Consider the following 17,084-nt stretch of genomic DNA (forward strand, 5'->3'; position numbering starts at 1 on the left):
AGCTCTCCGGCCTCAACCCGGAAGCCTATCTCGCCGACATCCTCGGCCGCATCCGCGCCCATGATCCCAAGCGGCTCGACGAACTCCTGCCATGGGTCTGGAGGGCTGTCCGAGACGCCGAACGGAACGCCGCCTGACGGGTCCTGACCGGCCGGTTACCTTCGAACTGCGGGGCGGCCTGATTGCTCGGCGATCAGGCGTCCCCGCAGCGCCAGCTTGGGCTCGACCCGCATTCTGGGCTGGCGGTTATCTTCAGGTGTAAGCGCCCTGAACTACCGCCCTCCGCCACGCTGACGCCGGCTTCCTGCTCCCGGAGGGTGCCGCTGATCTGTTCCTCGGTGAACCTTCTGCGCTTGATTCCGGTCCCTTCCCGTCGGTCCGGATCCCAGCGCGCCGTGGAGGAGAAACAAGGGGTCAGGTCACGCGCCGATCGACATAGGATGTTCCATCGGCGTCGATCCGAGCGGGTGCGGCGTCGGCGGCGATGTTCGTCGCAGGCCGTCTTCCTTTTCCGCACAGTGCAACCCCGCAAGTTCCCTCGCCGTGCTCGCCTTGATCCAGCCGCCGGTGACTGGTTGCCCGAGCGCCATGAGCTCGGACACCGTGACGAAGCGCCAGCCGGGCAGAGACTGGATCACGCGCTCGATCGCAGCGAACACGGGGGCGCGATCGCCGTACTCCTCCGCATGGTAGTGGTAGAGCGTATCGTGCAGCAGCACGATGGCGCCGGGATGCGCCTGCTTGAGGACACGCTGCGCGATGGCGTCGCTGTCGTCATCGTACCAGTCCCGGCCGACCACGTCCCAGATTACGATCTTGTACCCAAGACGGCGGGCCATCGCATTGACGGCGAGGCTGGCGTCGCCAAAAGGCGGCCGCATGAGGACGCCACAATGGCCCCGCAACGCCTCGCGGGTGCGGATCAGTTGATCTTCGACCTCGGCGCCGGGCAAGCCGGAGAGCGAGGGGTGGTCCCAGCTGTGGTTGCCGATCTCGTGCCCTTCCGCCGCGATCCTTGCGACAAGCTCCGGGTGCTGCTCGACGCGCGCGCCCACGACGAAGAATGTCGCCTTGACGCCCAGCCGGGCGAGCAGATCGAGCAGAACCGGGGTCGTCTTCGGGTCGGGACCGTCATCGAAGGTCAGCGCCATGGCCTGGACCTTGGTCCGAACCGCAAACAGCGTAGGGTGGAACAACCCAGCGACGGCGAGCTTCGTTCTCTTGAATGCGCGCTCGAGCCGTCCGAAGCCCCGATACGCAGGCGCAATGCCCAAGCTGCGCGCAGCGGCCAACTCCCCTCCGAGATAGGCAAGGCCCCACACGTGCTTGGAAACGGACGCCCGACCAACCTCGAAGCCCAGTTTTGCGAGAAGTTCCCAAGCCTTTAACGCGGCGATGTTGTAGTGCAAGCTGGCCCAGGCCATCGCGGCGGCTGGTCCGGTCAGCGTGGGGCCGCCGTAGAGCTTGCGCAGCAGCGACGTATCCGCGGCATATTGCCGGGCCTGCTGGCGCGCAGCCTCGGGATCGTCGCGAAAACGATAGTGGTAGAGCGCGTCGGGAACGAAGAAAATCCGGTAACCCTTGAAATGGGCCCGGATGCACCACTGCATGTCCTCGTGGGTGCGAAAGCGTGGATCGAAATCGCCGACATCGTCGAAGACGCGGCGATGGAACCCGAGCGTCGCGCCGCCGGCATGGGTGCACCAAGGCGCGAAGGGGACCGTCATCAGCTCCTTCTGGACGTCGTCCCGACCGTGGCGGCCCGCTCGAACTTCGGGCGAGTTGAGCCGCGTGTATTCAAAGCGAGCCGCCACGAGGTCATGGCGGTCGAGGGCGCGGGCCATCGCCGAGAGCCACCCCGCCGCAACGACGTCGTCGGCATCGCAGAACAGCAGCCGATCGCCTCGTGCGGACCGGATCGCCAAGTTGAGGGCCTCTGGTTTCCCTCGACCTGCCGAAGCATCGACCACGCGCATCCAAACCTTTGGGTTGCGCCGCGCATAGTCCTCGAAGATCGCTCTCGATCCGTCAGTCGAGCCATTGTCGGCGAAGACGATCTCCCAATCGAAGACGGCCTCCTGCCCAACCAGACCCTTGAGCGTCTCTCCCAAAGTCGCCGCCCCATTCCGGCACGCAATGATTACGCTGATCATTTTTTCGCAGAGCGTTCCTAATGAGCCTCAATCACGCCGATGACACGTACACAGGGGATTTGACCGTACTGAGTCGCATCGGCACTTCCAGAGGCCGTTCGGCTTGAATTCTACGCCGTCACTTCGCGCTTCTCCAGTGCGGCGTAGTAGTAGAGTTCGGCCTCGGCTGACAGGACGGCGCCGGTCGGATAGAGCAGGCGGCGGTGGTCGAACCAATCGACCCATTCGAGCGTGGCGCGACCGGGCCCGACTTCGGCGACGCCAAGATGACCACCGCGCTCCTCGACCGGCTCACCCACCACTTCGACATCATCCAGACCACCAACGAGAGGTGGGACTTCAAGAACCGCGCCCGGTCCCAACCGTAACGCCCGAAGACGGGCCTGACACGCCTGCGCCATCTGGAAAGCTCCGGCGCGTCAGGCCCGTCTCAACACGCGGCCCGAGGAGTCCCTTTGGAGAGCCGATCCAAGGTCCCGGTTCCGTGCCGATTGACAGTCAATCAGTTCCACGCTGCGATGAAAGACTCATTCGGACCCTTCAGTCGGCCCGCCACGCGACACCTCGACTGCCATCTCGCCTGTTTCATCGCCCGTCTGCGCCCTCAGGACCCAAGGCCTGCGATCCTCGCGGCATGACCAACACGCAACGCGAACATCGCCACTCTTTTCTGGTCAGGCTCTCAAGGTACGGACAACAGTTGCCGGGACCTCATCACATCGACACAAAATCTACCACATTGAACCCATAGGATTCACTATTTTAGAACTTTAGCCGAAATATTGACCTTCCAACTCCATATAGACCAGAAATTCTCGCAATCCTGCGCAATATCACATTAATTTTATCCGGCAAAGACCATTGTAAATGATGAATCCAGGTAATTTTTTGCTTCATCAAAGCACGAGTCATGAAAATTTTATCCTCGTTTGGCGAAGAAGGAATGCAATCGCAAAGATCTCGGAAATCGACCTCGCCGACTGTATCGTTGACCGTTATCGGATCTACCTTATTCATATGTGTCGCTTGGGGATGGCCCACTCCAATGTTGGCGACGAGATTGACGCTCGGCACTACGCAAGAGCCGCCATGCTTCAGCAAGGTAAAGTACCACGCCCAGTCCCAACAACTGTCGGCGCCCTGCCGAAGGCCGCCAACCTTCTTGCGCCAAAACGCTTCGTCCCAAGCGGCGATGCGGCCTGTCTCGCGCAGGTTTCTGAAATCTTCTTCGAAGTTCGGAAGGATACGATCGTAGTAACGCCAGCGATCCGCCCAGGTGGCCCACCCCCACATGCGAGGATATCGCGATAACGAATGCCCAAGGACGTCCTCACGCGGGAAAAAGTTGTACCCCCCTACCATGAAGACGTCATCGCGCTCGCGATAGCGATCGAGCATCGCGGCGCAGAACGGAAAGAACGCGGGAACGGGAACGACGTCGTCCTCAAGCACGATGCCCTCGGAGACCTCTCCCAAGAACCAGTCGATGGCGCCGGTGAGCGACTCGACGACACCCACATGCTCGTCACGGAAGAGGGTTCGAAGCTCGCATGGCCAGTCTATCGCGGTTACGAGCTGCCGCGTGGCGGCGCAACGCTCGGCCTCTCCCTCGCGATCTGGACGAGGAGCGTTCGCGGAGACGTAGAGCACGCTGGGCCGAGCCTGACGGATGGCGGCGAAAACCTGCGCCGTGGTGTCCGGACGGTTGAAGGCGATTAGGAGAACCGGGGGAACCCTCATGCGAGACTCTTCTGACGCCATGAAAAATCCTACAACACGTCCGTACGCAGCGGATCACGGATCACGCCGAATCACATCGCAGTGGTCGGAACGATATCACCGCATCTGGCGACGTGTGCGACTTTGCGCGCGAAAGCGCTCTGGCAAGGCGTATGCCCGCGCAGACGCGGCGGTCGAGCGACGCCCATTCTGGGTCTGGTAGGGGTTTCCCGGTTGGCGAGGCCACTCGGGACCGATCCGTCCATACCGGCGCAGACGCCCTGACGGAACGTCGACGGCTCCGCGGCCGTCGGACGCCGGCGCGGTCGCGACAATCAGATCGGCTGCGCCGCCGGCTCTGGCCGTTGCGGGTGCGCCGTCTCCAGGCCCATGATCTCGACCAGCCGGCGGCGCGTGTGCTCTTGGGTGAAGTTGGCGAGCACCCGGGCGCGCCCCGCCTCCCCCATGGCGGCGGCGCGGGCAGGATCGGTCAGAAGCGCCGCCATCGCCTTGGCCATGCCCGGAACGTCGCGCTCGGCGACGAGCAACCCGGTTTCGCCGTCCGCCACCGCCTCGGGGATGCCGCTGTGGCGGGTGGCGACGACCGGTAGCGCTGCCGACATCGCCTCCAGGATCGACACCGGCAGCCCCTCCATGTCGCCATCGGCAGCGAGGACCGAGTGCTGAACGAACAACGCCGAGCGGCTCATCAGCGCCGCCACGGCCGCGTGCGGCTGGACGCCATGGAGGGTGACGACGTCGGCGAGCCGATGCCGTTGGATGACCTCCTCGCAGCGCGCACGGAGGTCGCCATCGCCGACCAGGTCGAGACGGGCGTGCGGCGCCGTCTCCCGGAGCATGGCGAACGCCTCCAGCGTCAGGTGCGGCGCCTTCTTCTCGGTGAGACGACCGACCGCGAGCACCCGCCCCGGTTCCCGTATGGTCGGCCTGAACACGTCTGGCTCGATGCCGCAGGGGCAGACGAAGAGCTTCTCCGCCGGGCAGCCGAGACCCCGGAGGTGGTCCGCGATGTACCGCGAGGGCGTCACGACGCCGGCGGACGCCGCGAAGAGCCAGGCGTAACGCCGCCGCCAACGCCGGCTCCGCGGCAGCCGCGTCGCGTCATAGCCGTGGAAATGAACATAGAGCTCGACCCCGGCGACGCGGGCGGCTCCGACGAGCTCGGCGCCAAGCCAGCCATACTCGGCGAGCAGAGTTTTGACGCCGTGCGTCGTCAAGAACGCGGCTGCGCGGTCGCGGTCAGGAGGCAGGAGACCGGGCTCGCTCGCGAGCCCCAAGGCCTCCGAACCGGCGCGCCACGCCTTGGCGAGGACCCCGGCATGATCGAGCGGAGCGAGGAGTGGAGCGTCGATGGGCAGCTCCGCCGAGGCCAGGTGGGAGAGGAGCACCGTGCGGCCGGGGGCGAGCTGCCGGGCGTGCGCCCGGATGAACGTCTCCGACGGAAGATCGAAGCGCGGCGCGGCGACGGCCAAGCGGTACTTTATGGACATCGGGATCTCCCCGTGCGCGGCGAATAGGGCGGGCCGCACCTTATTATATAAGCTATCCTGAAGTGTTACGGCCATTTGCGTCTTGAGCAACCATGCTGGGCGATGTTGACGAAGAGACCGTCCGCGACAGTGGGCATAGGCGCGGGTTGCGGAACCGAAGCGCGCACAGGTCATGGCGCAGGATCGCGCAGCGCCTGTCGCATCGCGACGCCCTTCGCCCCCAGGATGGGGCGGGCGCAGGTCGCGAGGGTCGGTCGACAGGGTCAGCGGGCGAAGAACACGCGGTCGTAGAAGTCGCTGTTCTGCCACCGCCACGCCGTCTCGACGATGTGGTCGAGGCTCGATCTCTGGGCTAGGTCCCGCCCGAAAAGGGTCTGCGCGGCGGTCGGATCGGCAACAAGGGCGGGCGGATCGCCCGGACGGCGCGGCGCGCTCTCGGACGGAACGGGGCGACCGGCGACGCGCGCCGCCGCATCGAGGACCTCGCGCACGGAATAGCCTCGCCCCACCCCAAGATTGAGCACCCGCGAGGCGCCGCCGGTCAGCAGGTGGCGCAGCGCTCGGACATGGGCCTCGGCCAGATCGCTCACATGGATGTAATCGCGGACCGCCGTGCCGTCGGGCGTCGGATAGTCCTCGCCCATGATCCGGATCGGGGGACGCCGGCCCGCGAGAGCGTCCACGGCGAGCGGCACCAGATGGGTCTCCACGTCGCGGCGCTCGCCGATCTCGCCCTCCGGATCGGCCCCGGCGGCGTTGAAGTATCGAAGCGCCACATGGCGCAGGCCATAAGCAGCGTCATAGTCGGCCAGCACTCGCTCGGCCATCAGCTTCGAGGCGCCGTAAGGGTTGATCGGCGCCGGCGGCGTGGTCTCGTCGATTGGCAACTGGGCGGGGGCGCCGTAGACGGCGCAGGTCGAGGAGAAGACGAAGGCGTTCACGTCGCGCGCACGGCAGACGTCGAGAACGCAGCAAAGCCCGGCGACGTTGGTCCGATAATAAAGGCTCGGCGCAGCCACGGACTCCCCGACCAGCGCGAGGGCTGCGAAGTGAAGCACGCCCACCGGCCGATGCGCGCGAAACACGTCGTGCAGCCTCGCGGAGTCGTGGATGTCGCCAAGCTCGAACGGGCCCCAGCGCACCGCCCAGCGATTGCCGATCGAAAGATTGTCGTAAGTCACGGGCACGAAGCCCGCTCGCGCGAGCGCCTTGCAAGCGTGGCTGCCGATATAGCCCGCGCCGCCCGTCACGATCACGCTGCCGCCCATCGTCCTCACCCCACGCCTGCACCGACCGACGCGTACATACCAGCGCGGCCGCGATCGGCGGAAGCGCCGGGGCGACACGCCGAGAGAGATCGCGCGGCACCGTTGCGCCAGCGTCAGCAAACGCCCACGCGGCCAGGGGCAGGAGTGCGCCCCTGCGGGTGGACAGGTTCCGGCGGCGTCTTTGACAGGGGCCCGAGCGTTGGGATTCTCGAACTACGGGGGCGAGATACCCCAACGCGCGCAAGCATGGCGGCTCCAAGCGCCGGATCTGGCGCAAGATACACCTTGGGATAGACGAGCAGACGCTGGAGGTCCGCGCCATTGAGGTCACACCAGCGACATCGGCGACGCGCCGATGCTGCCGGAACTCCTCAGCCAGATCGCCTCGCACCACGAGGTGGCGAGCGTCACCGCCGACGGGACCTACGACACGCGCAAGTGTCATGACGCCATCGCCGCGCGCGGCGCCGACGCAGTCATCCCGCCGCGCCGCAACGCAAAGCCCTGGAAGGAGACCACCCCGGGCGCGACGGCGCGCAACGAGGCCCTTCGGGCGTCACGCCGTCTTGGCCGCGCGATCTGGCGACGATGGAGCGGATACCACCGCCGAAGCCGCGCCGAGTCCAAGATGCATTGCGTCAAACTGCTCGGTCAGCGCCTCATGGCGAGGGACTTCGACCGTCAGGTCGCCGAGCTCCACGTCAGGGTCGCCGTCCTGAACCGCTTCACCGCCCTCGGCATACCCGTCACCGTGGCCGTGGGATGAGTCCGTCCGGGGAAAGGGGGACTCCGGCCACAATGCGATTTGCGCAACAGAGTCACCCGACCGCGAAAAATCCTCGGGCGGCGAACTCCGGCCAAATCTCTGGACGCCGTTCTCCGCGAAGCTCGAAAAGCTCCTGTTGCGGCGACCGGTTGGATCCGCTCGAACCCTCGGTCGCTATGATGGATCAGTCCGCCGCCCTTGGCGGGCCCGACGTCTTGTCCGCGACTGCGAGCAACTCGCCGCCGTCGCGGAGACCATCGCCGCCATCGCCGCCATCGCAACCGTCGTCAGGCGGGCGGCATGAGCCTTCTCAAATGCGCTCTTACCGATCGCCTGCGCGGCGCTGCTTCTGGCCTCGTTGCCAGCCCGAAGTGTAGACGCCCATCATCGCATTCACGGAAAACTTATTCCGCACCAAGTCGCTGGCTCGACGACCGCATGCTGCGCGCTGTGGATCATCGAGCGCAGAGATCACAACTGGGGCGACGGCTTCGGGGGCCAGTTGATCGACAACCTGGCCAGTCGAATTGTCGATGATCAGCTTCTCGATGTCATCGGTGCGCGACACGATGCAGAACGCCTCTGCGAGCATCGCCTCCATGACCGCGTTGGGCAGCCGCTCAGTGGCTTTGGTGGACAGGAACAGGAACACCTCTGCTTGGCGCAACTCGGAGAAAAGCCGTTCGCGGGTCAGGAGCCCCGTAAAGGTGACGCGGTCGACGAGACCTAGCGTCGCCGTGAGCGCCTCCAACGCCTGCCGCTCGGCCCCGTCGCCGGCGATCACGAGCGAAGCCTCGGGCCGCTCCGCTGCAACCAGGGCGAAAGCGCGGATGACGAGGTCGATGTTCTTTTCCTTCTGGAAATTGGAAGCGGTGCAGATTCGGCCTGGCACCCGGTCTACCGGCGCCTGATCGGCGAGATCGAGGGGCACTCCCCAATGCGCGATGGTCACTCTGTCCGTCGAGACGCCGAGACTGGCGATGAGCGGCAGATTGGCCTCTGTCGCGGTCCAGATGCTGTCGGCGATCGCCGCTGCGCGACCGGAAAGCCCGAATGGCCGCGGCAACAGATCGTAGTTGCCGAGAAACAGTGAGCGATGCACGCTCGGGAAGAAACGCGCGCCCGCGAGGAGGACCATCGACGGGTAGTGCCCCCAAAACGCATGCACCACATCCGGGGGATCGTCACGTAACCGGGCGCATATCTCGACCACGCGCGGCAGAAGAATGACGGACTTGGCGAGCTCCTCTGGGCGACGCCACAGGTGACGAAGAATCAGTCCGAGCACGTAGAGGGCCATGCCCCAATTGCGCGGGCTGGCGATCGCCGCCGCGGTTTCCCTGCTTGGATGCGCTACGGCCGGCAGGTCGAGCCGATAGCGGCGGACGGTCTCGGCATGGTCGGGTTGACGACCGCGCAAGGCATACACGTCGACCTGATGACCATTCGCCTCGTGGGCCTGCACGTTCGAGATCGCCCAAGGCTGCAAGGGCATGGGGTAAGTCATAAACAAGCACGCGATACGCAAAGTGTCCAACCTCTGTTCTTTCGTCATTGGGAGACCGCTCGTTTCTCAGCCGCCGCTACGATAGGGTGCCACCTATCGCGACGCCAGTGGATTGGCTCGAATCTCTCACCAGCGTCTGGAGCGCCTTCCGAGGCGACGTGTTCGACGTGTGAGCGAATGAGGCGGCGGCACTGGACCCGATCCGCCTCTTGAGGGTCTTGCTCCGCAATTTCATTCATAACTCATTGCAGAAAAATCGTTTTTTATTTTGGCTGATCGTCCAACCCTCGCGCCGCAGCTGCACATGGACACGGCGCGCTCCCTATCGGAGCCGCGTCTCGCAGATTTTCCTGATCCTCGCCTCCAGCGGGGTTCGCCCGGGGCGGCGCTCGACAGCACCGCCCTCGCTGTCGGATTTGTCATGCTCCAGATCGTCCACACGGCCCAGGCGGTCGGGTCGCCCCGAGGTCCGCGCTATTCGGCCGCCGCCGCACGCAACGCCGCCAAGTCGAGGCCCTGATCCTCGGCGATCGCCTCGAGCCGCGGGAGCATCCCCGGCGCGATCCGCTCCCAGAAGGCGAAGATCGCCGCGGTGTTCACCGCCGACCGCCAGCCTCGCCGGCGGAAGTCCTCACGGTCGACCTCGTCGCGCACGCCTCTCAAGAACTGCCGTCGGTCGGCGTCGCGCTGGGTCGGGTTGCGCGCCGCAACCAGCGCCTCGACGGCGTCGAAGCAGGCGACACGATGGGTCCGGCGCAAGGTCGCGAGCGTCTCGCGCGCCGCCTCGGCGCTTGCGGCTGCCACTCTGGCGGGGGCGGGCGCAGTGCGGCGAGCGGGTGACGGCACGCTCACGCGCCAGTCGTCACGCAGGGCCGCCGACAGATAGCCGACCGGCGAGCCGCGCACCCGACCCCGCCGCGCCGCGGCGGCGACGTAGTCGAGCTTCTCGGCGACATAGGGCGCGCCGTGCTCGTCGAGCCACTGGCGCGCGAGCCGGTCCGACACACCGAGCGCGCGCATCCTGTCGCGCAACGCCGCCGTCTCGTCATCGGCCGTCACCCCATGCTCGACCACCGGCCCCTGCGCGATCTCGCGCATCAGGAAACGGACATGGGACACGACCCGGCCCTGCCGGCGGAACTCGGGGCTCACGACGATGTTGGAGACTGCGTTCACCTCCGCGACGGCCGGCTTGATGATCTTGGCATTCAGATGCTTGAAGTTCCGGTAGTAGGCGCTGTCGTGCACTCCCATGAGCCGGCGAAATATCTCGATCTCCCACCAGCCCGTGGACCCCGTTCGCACGAAGCGGTAGCAGTTCTCGTAGAGCGCGAGCGCGTGGCCCGAGCTGAACTCGCGCTGGATGCTCAGATTTATCAGCGCGAAGATCTTCGGGTCGTGGAGCTTCTCGGCCAGAGCGGGCGAGTAGGCGTATTCGCAAACGCCGTTGCGGAGCCTGGCCGAGGCGAGCAAAGCGGAGACGCCCCATTCGCGGCCTCCGTCGTCATTGAGCATGTCCCACTCGGCCGTCGTCTCGACGAGCGCGCGCAGCGCCTCCTTGAGCGTATCGGTGTCGTTAGAGTTGTAGCCGATCATCACGCACAGCGTACGGGCGTCGATCACGTGGCTTCGCCGCGACAGGAGCCCGTCATAGGCGTTGAGCAGCAGCACGTTTGCGAGCTTGCGCTGCAGGAGGCTGAGCTTGCCGCTGACATGGATCGCGGCGACATTCTTCTTCACGCTCTCGCGCCTGAGCGCGCCGCGCAGAGTCTCGCGCGCCTCGGTCGCGCTCCCCGTCGCTCCGTCCCTCGCCGCCATCGATGTTTTCCCACATTCCTCCAGGGTCATCGGTGGCGAATGAAGGACCCGGCGTCAACCGACATTTCAGGTGCCTTTCGCCCCCTCCGCGCCAGTCGTTGCGCCACCGGCCGCTCTCCGCCGGCGAAGGCGCCTGTCTGCGGGATCAAGCCCGCGGCGCCGAAGGCTCCCGGATACGGGCGCCTCGGGTCGTTGGGGCGTTTTCGGCGCCGTTCCGCCATCGCGACGACCACGCGCGCCCCCACTCCCGCAGACTGGCGCCGTTTTTCCCGCGCCAAGGCGCCGTTCATCCCGCATGCGGGTTCCTGTCATCCCGGTCCGAGGCGCCGTAGAGCCCGGAGTCGGGCGCCGATCCCGGTCTATCTGACTGTTTCAAAAAACATTTCTGTCCCTAAAGGTTCTAAACATACTCAAAAGACTCAAATTTTGTTTTGTGTCGAAGCGGATTAATGTTCGTTAAAACAAATGAAGCGTGATAATACCCGCACATCACGAATTCAGTGTAATCTCCGGCGGTGAACTCTCGACGGAATCAGACCGTGACGGCGACGACGCCATCCTATCAGGCCATCGATCCGATCGACGCGGCCGACAAGGTCGGCGACGCCGTCGACATTCGTGGTTTCGCCTACGCCGCGGCGCTGTGCGGGCGTGGACGTAAGGATCTCGAACTGCGCGGTTACGCGCCCGACGGGCGGAAGCGGCTGCGCCGCTTCTCGATCTGGGAGATCACGCGCTGGATGATTCCCGTCGCGCCCGCGCATCTGCGCCGGGTGCTCGCCGCCAATCCCGATCTGCCCCAGGGAGAAGCGGAGACCGAGCGCGGGGCGCGCTGGTTCACGCTCGACGAGGTGCTGGCGCTCCGCGCGCACTTCGCGGCCGAAGGCTCCAAGACCAAGCGCTATCTGCCCTATCGCCCAGCCGGTGTGCTGGCGAAGATCGTGGCGGTCGCGAATTTCAAGGGCGGCGTCGGCAAGACGTCGACCGCCGCGCATCTGGCTATGTCGGCAGCGCTGGACGGGTATCGCGTGCTCGTGGTCGATCTGGACAGCCAAGCGTCGATAACTTCGATATTCGGCGGGGTGGTCGAAGACGAGTGGCGTACCGCCTTCGCGCTCATCGCGCGCGATTTCGCGCGCGAAATCGAGGCGGAGCGCGGCGGGGACGGTCTCGACGAGACGTTGACGGAGGCGCTCAGGATCCAGTCCGACCATGTGATCCAGCGGACGCATTGGCCGAACGTGGACCTGATCGGCGCGCAGCTCAACCTCTACTGGGCCGAGTTCCAGATACCGGTCTGGCGCATGACGCTGCGGCGCTGGCGACTTTGGGACGCGCTGATGCGGTTCTTCGAGACGGACGGGGTCCTCGATCGCTACGACGTGGTGATCGTCGACACGCCTCCCGCGCTTGGGTACCTGACGATCAACGCGCTCTCGGCGGCCGACATCCTGATCGTGCCCCTCGGCGCCTCTTATCTCGAATTCGAGAGCACTGGGCGCTTCTTCGACATGCTTTATACGACTTTCGCCTCGATCGAGGACGGGGAGAACGAGGCGAACCGCGCGCTCGGCCTGCCGGAGGTCAAGTTCGAGTGGGACGCGGTGCGCGCGATCATCACGCGCTACGATCCAGCGCAGCAGGCCGATCTCGCCAACGTGATCCAGGCCTATATCGGAGAGTTCACCGCCGCTCACCGGCAGGAGTTCACTGCGCTGGTCGGACAGGCGGGCGAACAGGTCAAGGGGATCTACGAGGCCGACTATCGCGGGTTCAACCGCGACACCTACCTGCGCGGGCGCGAGACGTTCGACCGCACCTACGCGGAGGTGAAGGCCCTCGTCGTCGGCGCCTGGCAGCGCGATCACGCGGCGGCGGGGGACGCGAACCGCGAGGCGGCCGTCGATGGCTAGGCGCAGGCGGCTCCATCCGCCAACGCCGCAAGACCTCGCGTCGATCCGCGCCGTCGCCAGCGCCCCGCTGGGCGCGCGGGCGCCGCTCGAAGTGCCCGGCGCCCCGTCGATCGTCCCACCGATCGCCCTCGTCGCCGCCGACGCGGCAGCGGCGCAACAGCGCGAGATCGCGACGCTGCGCGACGACGCGGCGCGCCTGCGCGCCGAGGCCGACCGGCTTGCGGCGGCGGAGGCGGCCGGGCTCGTGATCCGCGACGTCCCTCTCGACGAGATCGACGTCGACTATCTGGCGCGCGACCGCCTTCCGCGAGTCGAGGACGACGAGGCGGCGCGCGCGTTGCGCCGGTCGATCGAGATCCACGGGCAGCGGACCCCGATCGAACTCGCCGTCCTCGAAGCGGACGCCGCGCTGCCCTACGGACTGGTGTCGGGCTACCGGCGCCACGCCGCATTGCAGCGTCTCGCGCGGGACACGGGCGAGAGCCGCTGGCGGACGGCCCGCGCGATCGTGCGCACGCCGCTCACGATCGGCGCGGCCTTCGTCGCAATGGTCGAAGAGAACGAGATCCGCGAGAGTTTGAGTTATTTCGAGCGCGGGCAGGTCTGCGTCCGCGCCGCGGAGCAGGGCGCCTTCGCGAGCGTCGATGCCGCGCTCGACGCGCTGTTCCAGACGGCGAGTCCTGCGAAGCGCTCGAAGATCCGCAGTTTCGTGCTGATCGCCGAGGCCGTCGGCGACCTGCTTTGGCAGCCCCAGGCGCTCGGCGAGCGGCTCGGCCTCAGGATCGCCGGCGCGATCCGCGCCGGACACGGCGGCGCGCTCCGGCGCCATCTCGGCGAACGCGCGGCAGCGCCGCGCGATGCGGCGGCCGAGCAGGCCGCGCTCGCCGATTTTCTCGCCGGTCTGCGCGTCCCGCGGGCGCGGCGCGCGGCCGATGGCGCCGACGGCGACGGCTGCGGGACTGCGCGCGCGGTCGGAGACGCGTCGATCCGGCTGCGCCGGCGCGGGGAGAGCCTCGTGGTGGAGATCGCCGGCGCCCCGTCGCGGGAAACGTTCGACGCAGCCGTGCTCAACGCCCTCGCCGCGTTGCTCGCCGGTGGCGAATGATCTCGCGGGATTTCGCGCGCGAAACAGTCGCGATCCCGTATTCGGGCGCCTTCAGACCAGAGGCGCGACGCCCGCGCGATCGATGTCGAAGAGCGCGCCCCGATCGGTTATAGCGGCCCCCATGTCGTTCGCCGCGCGCCTAGAGGAAGTGAACCTGTGAATAGCATCGATCCTCACCGCCCGTCGCCGCGAGGCGGTCGCCGTCGTCTCGCCGCGCTCCTGATCGCAGCGTTTCTCCCACTGGCGGCGGCAGCGCCCGCCGCGGCGCAGTATCGCCTCGCAGGTGGCGACCGGATCCGCGTCACGGTGCTCGGCGCGGTCGAGCTCTCCGGCGAGACCGAGGTCGACATCGACGGTTATGTCCGACTCCCCGTCTTCGGCTCCGTGGAAGCTGTCGGTCGCGACGTCGCCGAACTTGAGCAGGCGTTGCGCGACGCGGTGGCCGGTCGGGTGTACAAGCGCGTCGGAGCCGACGGGGCGCCGATCTTCGCCTCTGTCGAGCCGGACGACGTCTTTGCGAGCGTCGCGCTCTACCGACCGGTCTACGTCACCGGCGCCGTCACGCGCGGCGGCGGCGCGGTGGTGTTCCGTCCCGGAATGACGGCGCGCGCCGCGATCGCGTCGGTGGGCGGGATCGGCGAGCAGACGACGAACGAGGACATCCGCCGTGCTGCGCCGCGTCTGAGAGGCGAGGAGCGCACTCTCGCCTACGAGATCGGTCGGCTCGTCGCGGAGCTCTGGCGGCTGGACGCCGAACTCGCGGAGATCGCTGAGCCGGAGCCTCCGCAGGACGCGCGCGTGCCCTTGCGCACGGAGGTGTTCGACGCGCTCCTCGCCGCGCAACGGGCGAATCTGAAGACCTCGGTCGCGACGACGGCCGAGAGGCGCGCCTACTTCGCCGCCGCGCTCGAGCAGGTGAACCAGCGGATCGAGATTTTGCGCGCGCAGCGTCAGAACCAGGTGGCCGCGGCCGAGTTCGACGCGGAGGAGCAGGAGCGCGTCGAGACGCTGTTCCAGCGCGGCGTCGTGCCGGTCTCGCGGCTCCTCGACACTCGTCGCGCACAGCTCCTGTCCTCGAGCCGGCTGCTCGAGACCGACAACAATCTCGAGCGCGTCCTACTGGAGAAAGTCCGCATCGAGAGCGACGAGAAGCTCTACGAAGAGGACCGTGTCCGACTGATCTACGACGCCACGACTCAGGCGCGCGCGCGTCTGGAAGCCGCGCTCGCGCGACTGGCGGCGGTGCGGGAGGAGTTGAGCGTCACGGGAGAACTCGTCCTTGAGCTCGATGGCGCGCAAGAACGGACGGCCATCCTGAACGTCTATCGCGGCGCCGAGATCCTTCCCGACATCGGCCCCGAACTCGCGCTTGAACCGGGCGACATCGTCGAGGTCGTCGTCGAGCTGCTTGACCCGACCGCCGAGATACGCTGAAGGAAGCGATGCCCGCAGGCTACAGCGCCGGTCGTGCGGCGTCATTCGCGCTCAAATTTCTTGGCTATGGGCGAGGCCTCCGGTTATGCCTCGCCGCATCGCAGCAAAAGCGTGGCGCTCCTTCCGTGGCGCGCGCTTTGACGGAAGGGTCCCCGCTATGCGCATCGCGATGATCGGCACGGGCTATGTCGGCCTCGTCTCGGGCGTTTGCTTCTCCGATTTCGGGCACGAGGTCGTCTGCGTCGACAAGATCGCGACCAAGATCGACATGCTGAAAAACGGGCAAGTGCCCATCTACGAACCGGGCCTCGATGCGATGCTCGAGAAGAACGTCGCCGCAAGGAGGCTTTCCTTCACGACCGACATCGTCGAAGCGGTCGCCGGCGCGGACGCGGTCTTCATCGCCGTCGGCACGCCGACCCGGCGCGGCGAGGGTCACGCGGACCTCACCTATGTCTACGCCGCCGCCGAGGAGATCGCCCACGCGCTGACCGGCTACGCCGTCGTCGTGGTGAAGTCGACCGTGCCGGTCGGGACCAACCGCGAGGTCAAGCGGATTGTCGAGAAGGCGCGTCCCGGCTTCGCCTTCGACGTGGCCTCCAATCCGGAATTTCTGCGCGAGGGCGCGGCGATAGAGGATTTCATGCGCCCCGACCGCGTCGTCGTCGGCGCCGAGACCGACCGCGCGCGCGAGGTCATGCGCGCGCTCTATCGCCCGCTCTCCCTGCGCGAGACGCCGATGGTGTTCACCACGCTCGAGAGCGCCGAGCTGATCAAATACGCGGCCAACGCCTTCCTCGCGACCAAGATCACCTTCATCAACGAGATGGCCGATCTGTGCGAGAAGGTCGGCGGCGACGTGCAGGACGTGGCCCGGGGCATGGGCCTCGACGGCCGCATCGGCTCGAAGTTCCTGCATGCGGGCCCGGGCTACGGCGGCTCGTGCTTCCCCAAGGACACGCTGGCGCTGGCGCGCACCGGCCAGCAGTTCAACAGCCCGATCCGCATCGTCGAGACCGTCATCGAGGTCAACGAGAAGCGCAAGCGCAGCATGGTCGACCGGGTGCTGGCGGCGCTCGACGACCGGGTGGCGGGGAAGAAGATCGCGGTGTTCGGCGTCACCTTCAAGCCCGAGACCGACGACATGCGCGACGCGCCGGCGCTCGCCATCGTCCCCGCGCTGATCGGCGCGGGCGCCTCGGTGGCGATCGTCGACCCGCACGGCCGCAAGGAGGGCGAGGCGATGATGCCCGGGGCCTCCTGGGCAGAGGACCCCTACGAGGCGGCGAAGGGCGCGTCGGCCATCGTGGTGATCACCGAATGGAACATGTTCCGCGGCCTCGACCTCAGGCGCCTGCGCGGCGTGATGGCGGGCGAGGCGCTCGTCGACATGCGCAACGTCTACCGTCCCGATGAGGCGGTCGCGGCCGGCTTCGCCTACAGCTCGATCGGCCGCCCGGCCGTCGGGCCGCTCGCCCGGGCGGCGGAGTAGGGAGGCGACGCGCCGGAGCGCCAGGAGCGCAAGCGGAGCGCGACCGAGGTCGCGCTCCGGATTCTCGTGATCGACGCCTAGCGGATGCGACGCCGGCGCCCGCTCCTCAAGGCCGACATAGGAAAACAGCGCCCGCTCCGCCGCTCCGATCGGCGCATCCCACCCTCGCCGCCTTCCACAGAAGCGATGCAATCACTGGAGCGCCGGATAAGGGTTCCGACGAAAATTTCTCAGACTTTCATCTTTGAATTGAATGCCACATCTCAATATCTCTCTCATAGTATTCTGTGACAAACTGATGTGTTAACTCTGTGTCAAATAACTCAAAAATCTCCTTTGAGGGTTTTCTTGATTTGAATAGAGCGTAAGCCAACTCACGCATGCGATTTCTGGCGTAC

Annotated in this window: 11 protein-coding genes and 3 pseudogenes; 7 read left to right on the forward strand and 7 right to left on the reverse strand. The window is 66.6% G+C overall.

Features of this window, described 5'->3' with window-relative positions; translation table 11 throughout:
- The coding region (locus tag V7Q31_RS13620) for a transposase domain-containing protein (RefSeq protein WP_333834421.1) at positions 1-137 on the forward strand (137 nt) is incomplete at its 5' end.
- 282 nt (positions 138-419) lie between these two features.
- Here the strand turns inward: V7Q31_RS13620 and V7Q31_RS13625 are convergent.
- The gene (locus V7Q31_RS13625) at positions 420-2,153 is read right to left on the reverse strand and encodes a polysaccharide deacetylase family protein (protein WP_333834411.1); all 1,734 of its coding nucleotides are present in this window, start codon (positions 2,151-2,153) and stop codon (positions 420-422) included.
- Between the two features lie 110 nt (positions 2,154-2,263).
- Positions 2,264-2,389 (reverse strand): annotated as a pseudogene (locus V7Q31_RS13630) (IS3 family transposase); the annotation flags it as partial.
- A gap of 18 nt (positions 2,390-2,407) precedes the next feature.
- Between V7Q31_RS13630 and V7Q31_RS13635 the strand changes: the two are divergent.
- Positions 2,408-2,521, forward strand: a pseudogene (locus V7Q31_RS13635) (ATP-binding protein); the annotation flags it as partial.
- Between the two features lie 394 nt (positions 2,522-2,915).
- On the opposite strand, the gene V7Q31_RS13640 reads toward V7Q31_RS13635, so the two are convergent.
- The 3 genes from V7Q31_RS13640 to galE form a co-directional block, all read right to left on the reverse strand.
- The gene (locus tag V7Q31_RS13640) at positions 2,916-3,893 is read right to left on the reverse strand and encodes a hypothetical protein (protein ID WP_333834412.1); all 978 of its coding nucleotides are present in this window, start codon (positions 3,891-3,893) and stop codon (positions 2,916-2,918) included.
- Between the two features lie 314 nt (positions 3,894-4,207).
- Complete coding sequence (locus V7Q31_RS13645) at positions 4,208-5,383, reverse strand: glycosyltransferase (protein WP_333834413.1); 1,176 nt, start codon at positions 5,381-5,383, stop codon at positions 4,208-4,210.
- A 263-nt stretch (positions 5,384-5,646) separates the two neighbouring features.
- Positions 5,647-6,651, reverse strand: a complete 1,005-nt coding sequence (galE, locus tag V7Q31_RS13650; protein ID WP_333834414.1) for a UDP-glucose 4-epimerase GalE — start codon at positions 6,649-6,651, stop codon at positions 5,647-5,649.
- Positions 6,652-6,884: 233 nt separating this feature from the next.
- Between galE and V7Q31_RS13655 the strand changes: the two are divergent.
- Positions 6,885-7,417: pseudogene (locus V7Q31_RS13655) on the forward strand (IS5 family transposase); the annotation flags it as partial.
- Positions 7,418-7,739: 322 nt separating this feature from the next.
- Here V7Q31_RS13655 and V7Q31_RS13660 read toward each other — a convergent pair.
- Together V7Q31_RS13660 and V7Q31_RS13665 are read right to left on the reverse strand one after the other, a co-directional pair.
- Positions 7,740-8,972: a glycosyltransferase gene (locus V7Q31_RS13660; protein ID WP_333834415.1), complete on the reverse strand. Its 1,233-nt coding sequence runs from the start codon at positions 8,970-8,972 to the stop codon at positions 7,740-7,742.
- 426 nt (positions 8,973-9,398) lie between these two features.
- On the reverse strand, positions 9,399-10,742 hold the full coding sequence (locus V7Q31_RS13665) for a replication initiation protein (protein ID WP_333834416.1): 1,344 nt from the start codon (positions 10,740-10,742) through the stop codon (positions 9,399-9,401).
- 539 nt (positions 10,743-11,281) lie between these two features.
- On the opposite strand from V7Q31_RS13665, the gene V7Q31_RS13670 reads away from it, so the two are divergent.
- The 4 genes from V7Q31_RS13670 to V7Q31_RS13685 all read left to right on the forward strand — a co-directional run bounded on the left by V7Q31_RS13670 (position 11,282) and on the right by V7Q31_RS13685 (position 16,686).
- Positions 11,282-12,655 (forward strand): AAA family ATPase, encoded by a 1,374-nt coding sequence (locus V7Q31_RS13670; protein ID WP_333834417.1) that lies wholly within the window; start codon positions 11,282-11,284, stop codon positions 12,653-12,655.
- Positions 12,648-13,760 carry a ParB N-terminal domain-containing protein gene (locus V7Q31_RS13675; protein ID WP_333834418.1) on the forward strand — a complete coding sequence of 371 codons (1,113 nt, stop codon included), beginning with the start codon at positions 12,648-12,650 and terminating at the stop codon, positions 13,758-13,760. The genes V7Q31_RS13670 and V7Q31_RS13675 overlap by 8 nt, the downstream gene beginning before the upstream one ends.
- A gap of 156 nt (positions 13,761-13,916) precedes the next feature.
- Entirely contained in the window at positions 13,917-15,194 is a 1,278-nt protein-coding gene (locus V7Q31_RS13680) for a polysaccharide biosynthesis/export family protein (protein ID WP_333834419.1), read from the forward strand.
- 157 nt (positions 15,195-15,351) lie between these two features.
- Positions 15,352-16,686 (forward strand): UDP-glucose dehydrogenase family protein, encoded by a 1,335-nt coding sequence (locus tag V7Q31_RS13685; protein ID WP_333834420.1) that lies wholly within the window; start codon positions 15,352-15,354, stop codon positions 16,684-16,686.
- Positions 16,687-17,084 lie beyond the last annotated feature (398 nt).

The organism is Rubrimonas sp., from assembly GCF_036788415.1.
In the GTDB taxonomy this organism is placed as follows: domain Bacteria; phylum Pseudomonadota; class Alphaproteobacteria; order Rhodobacterales; family Rhodobacteraceae; genus Rubrimonas.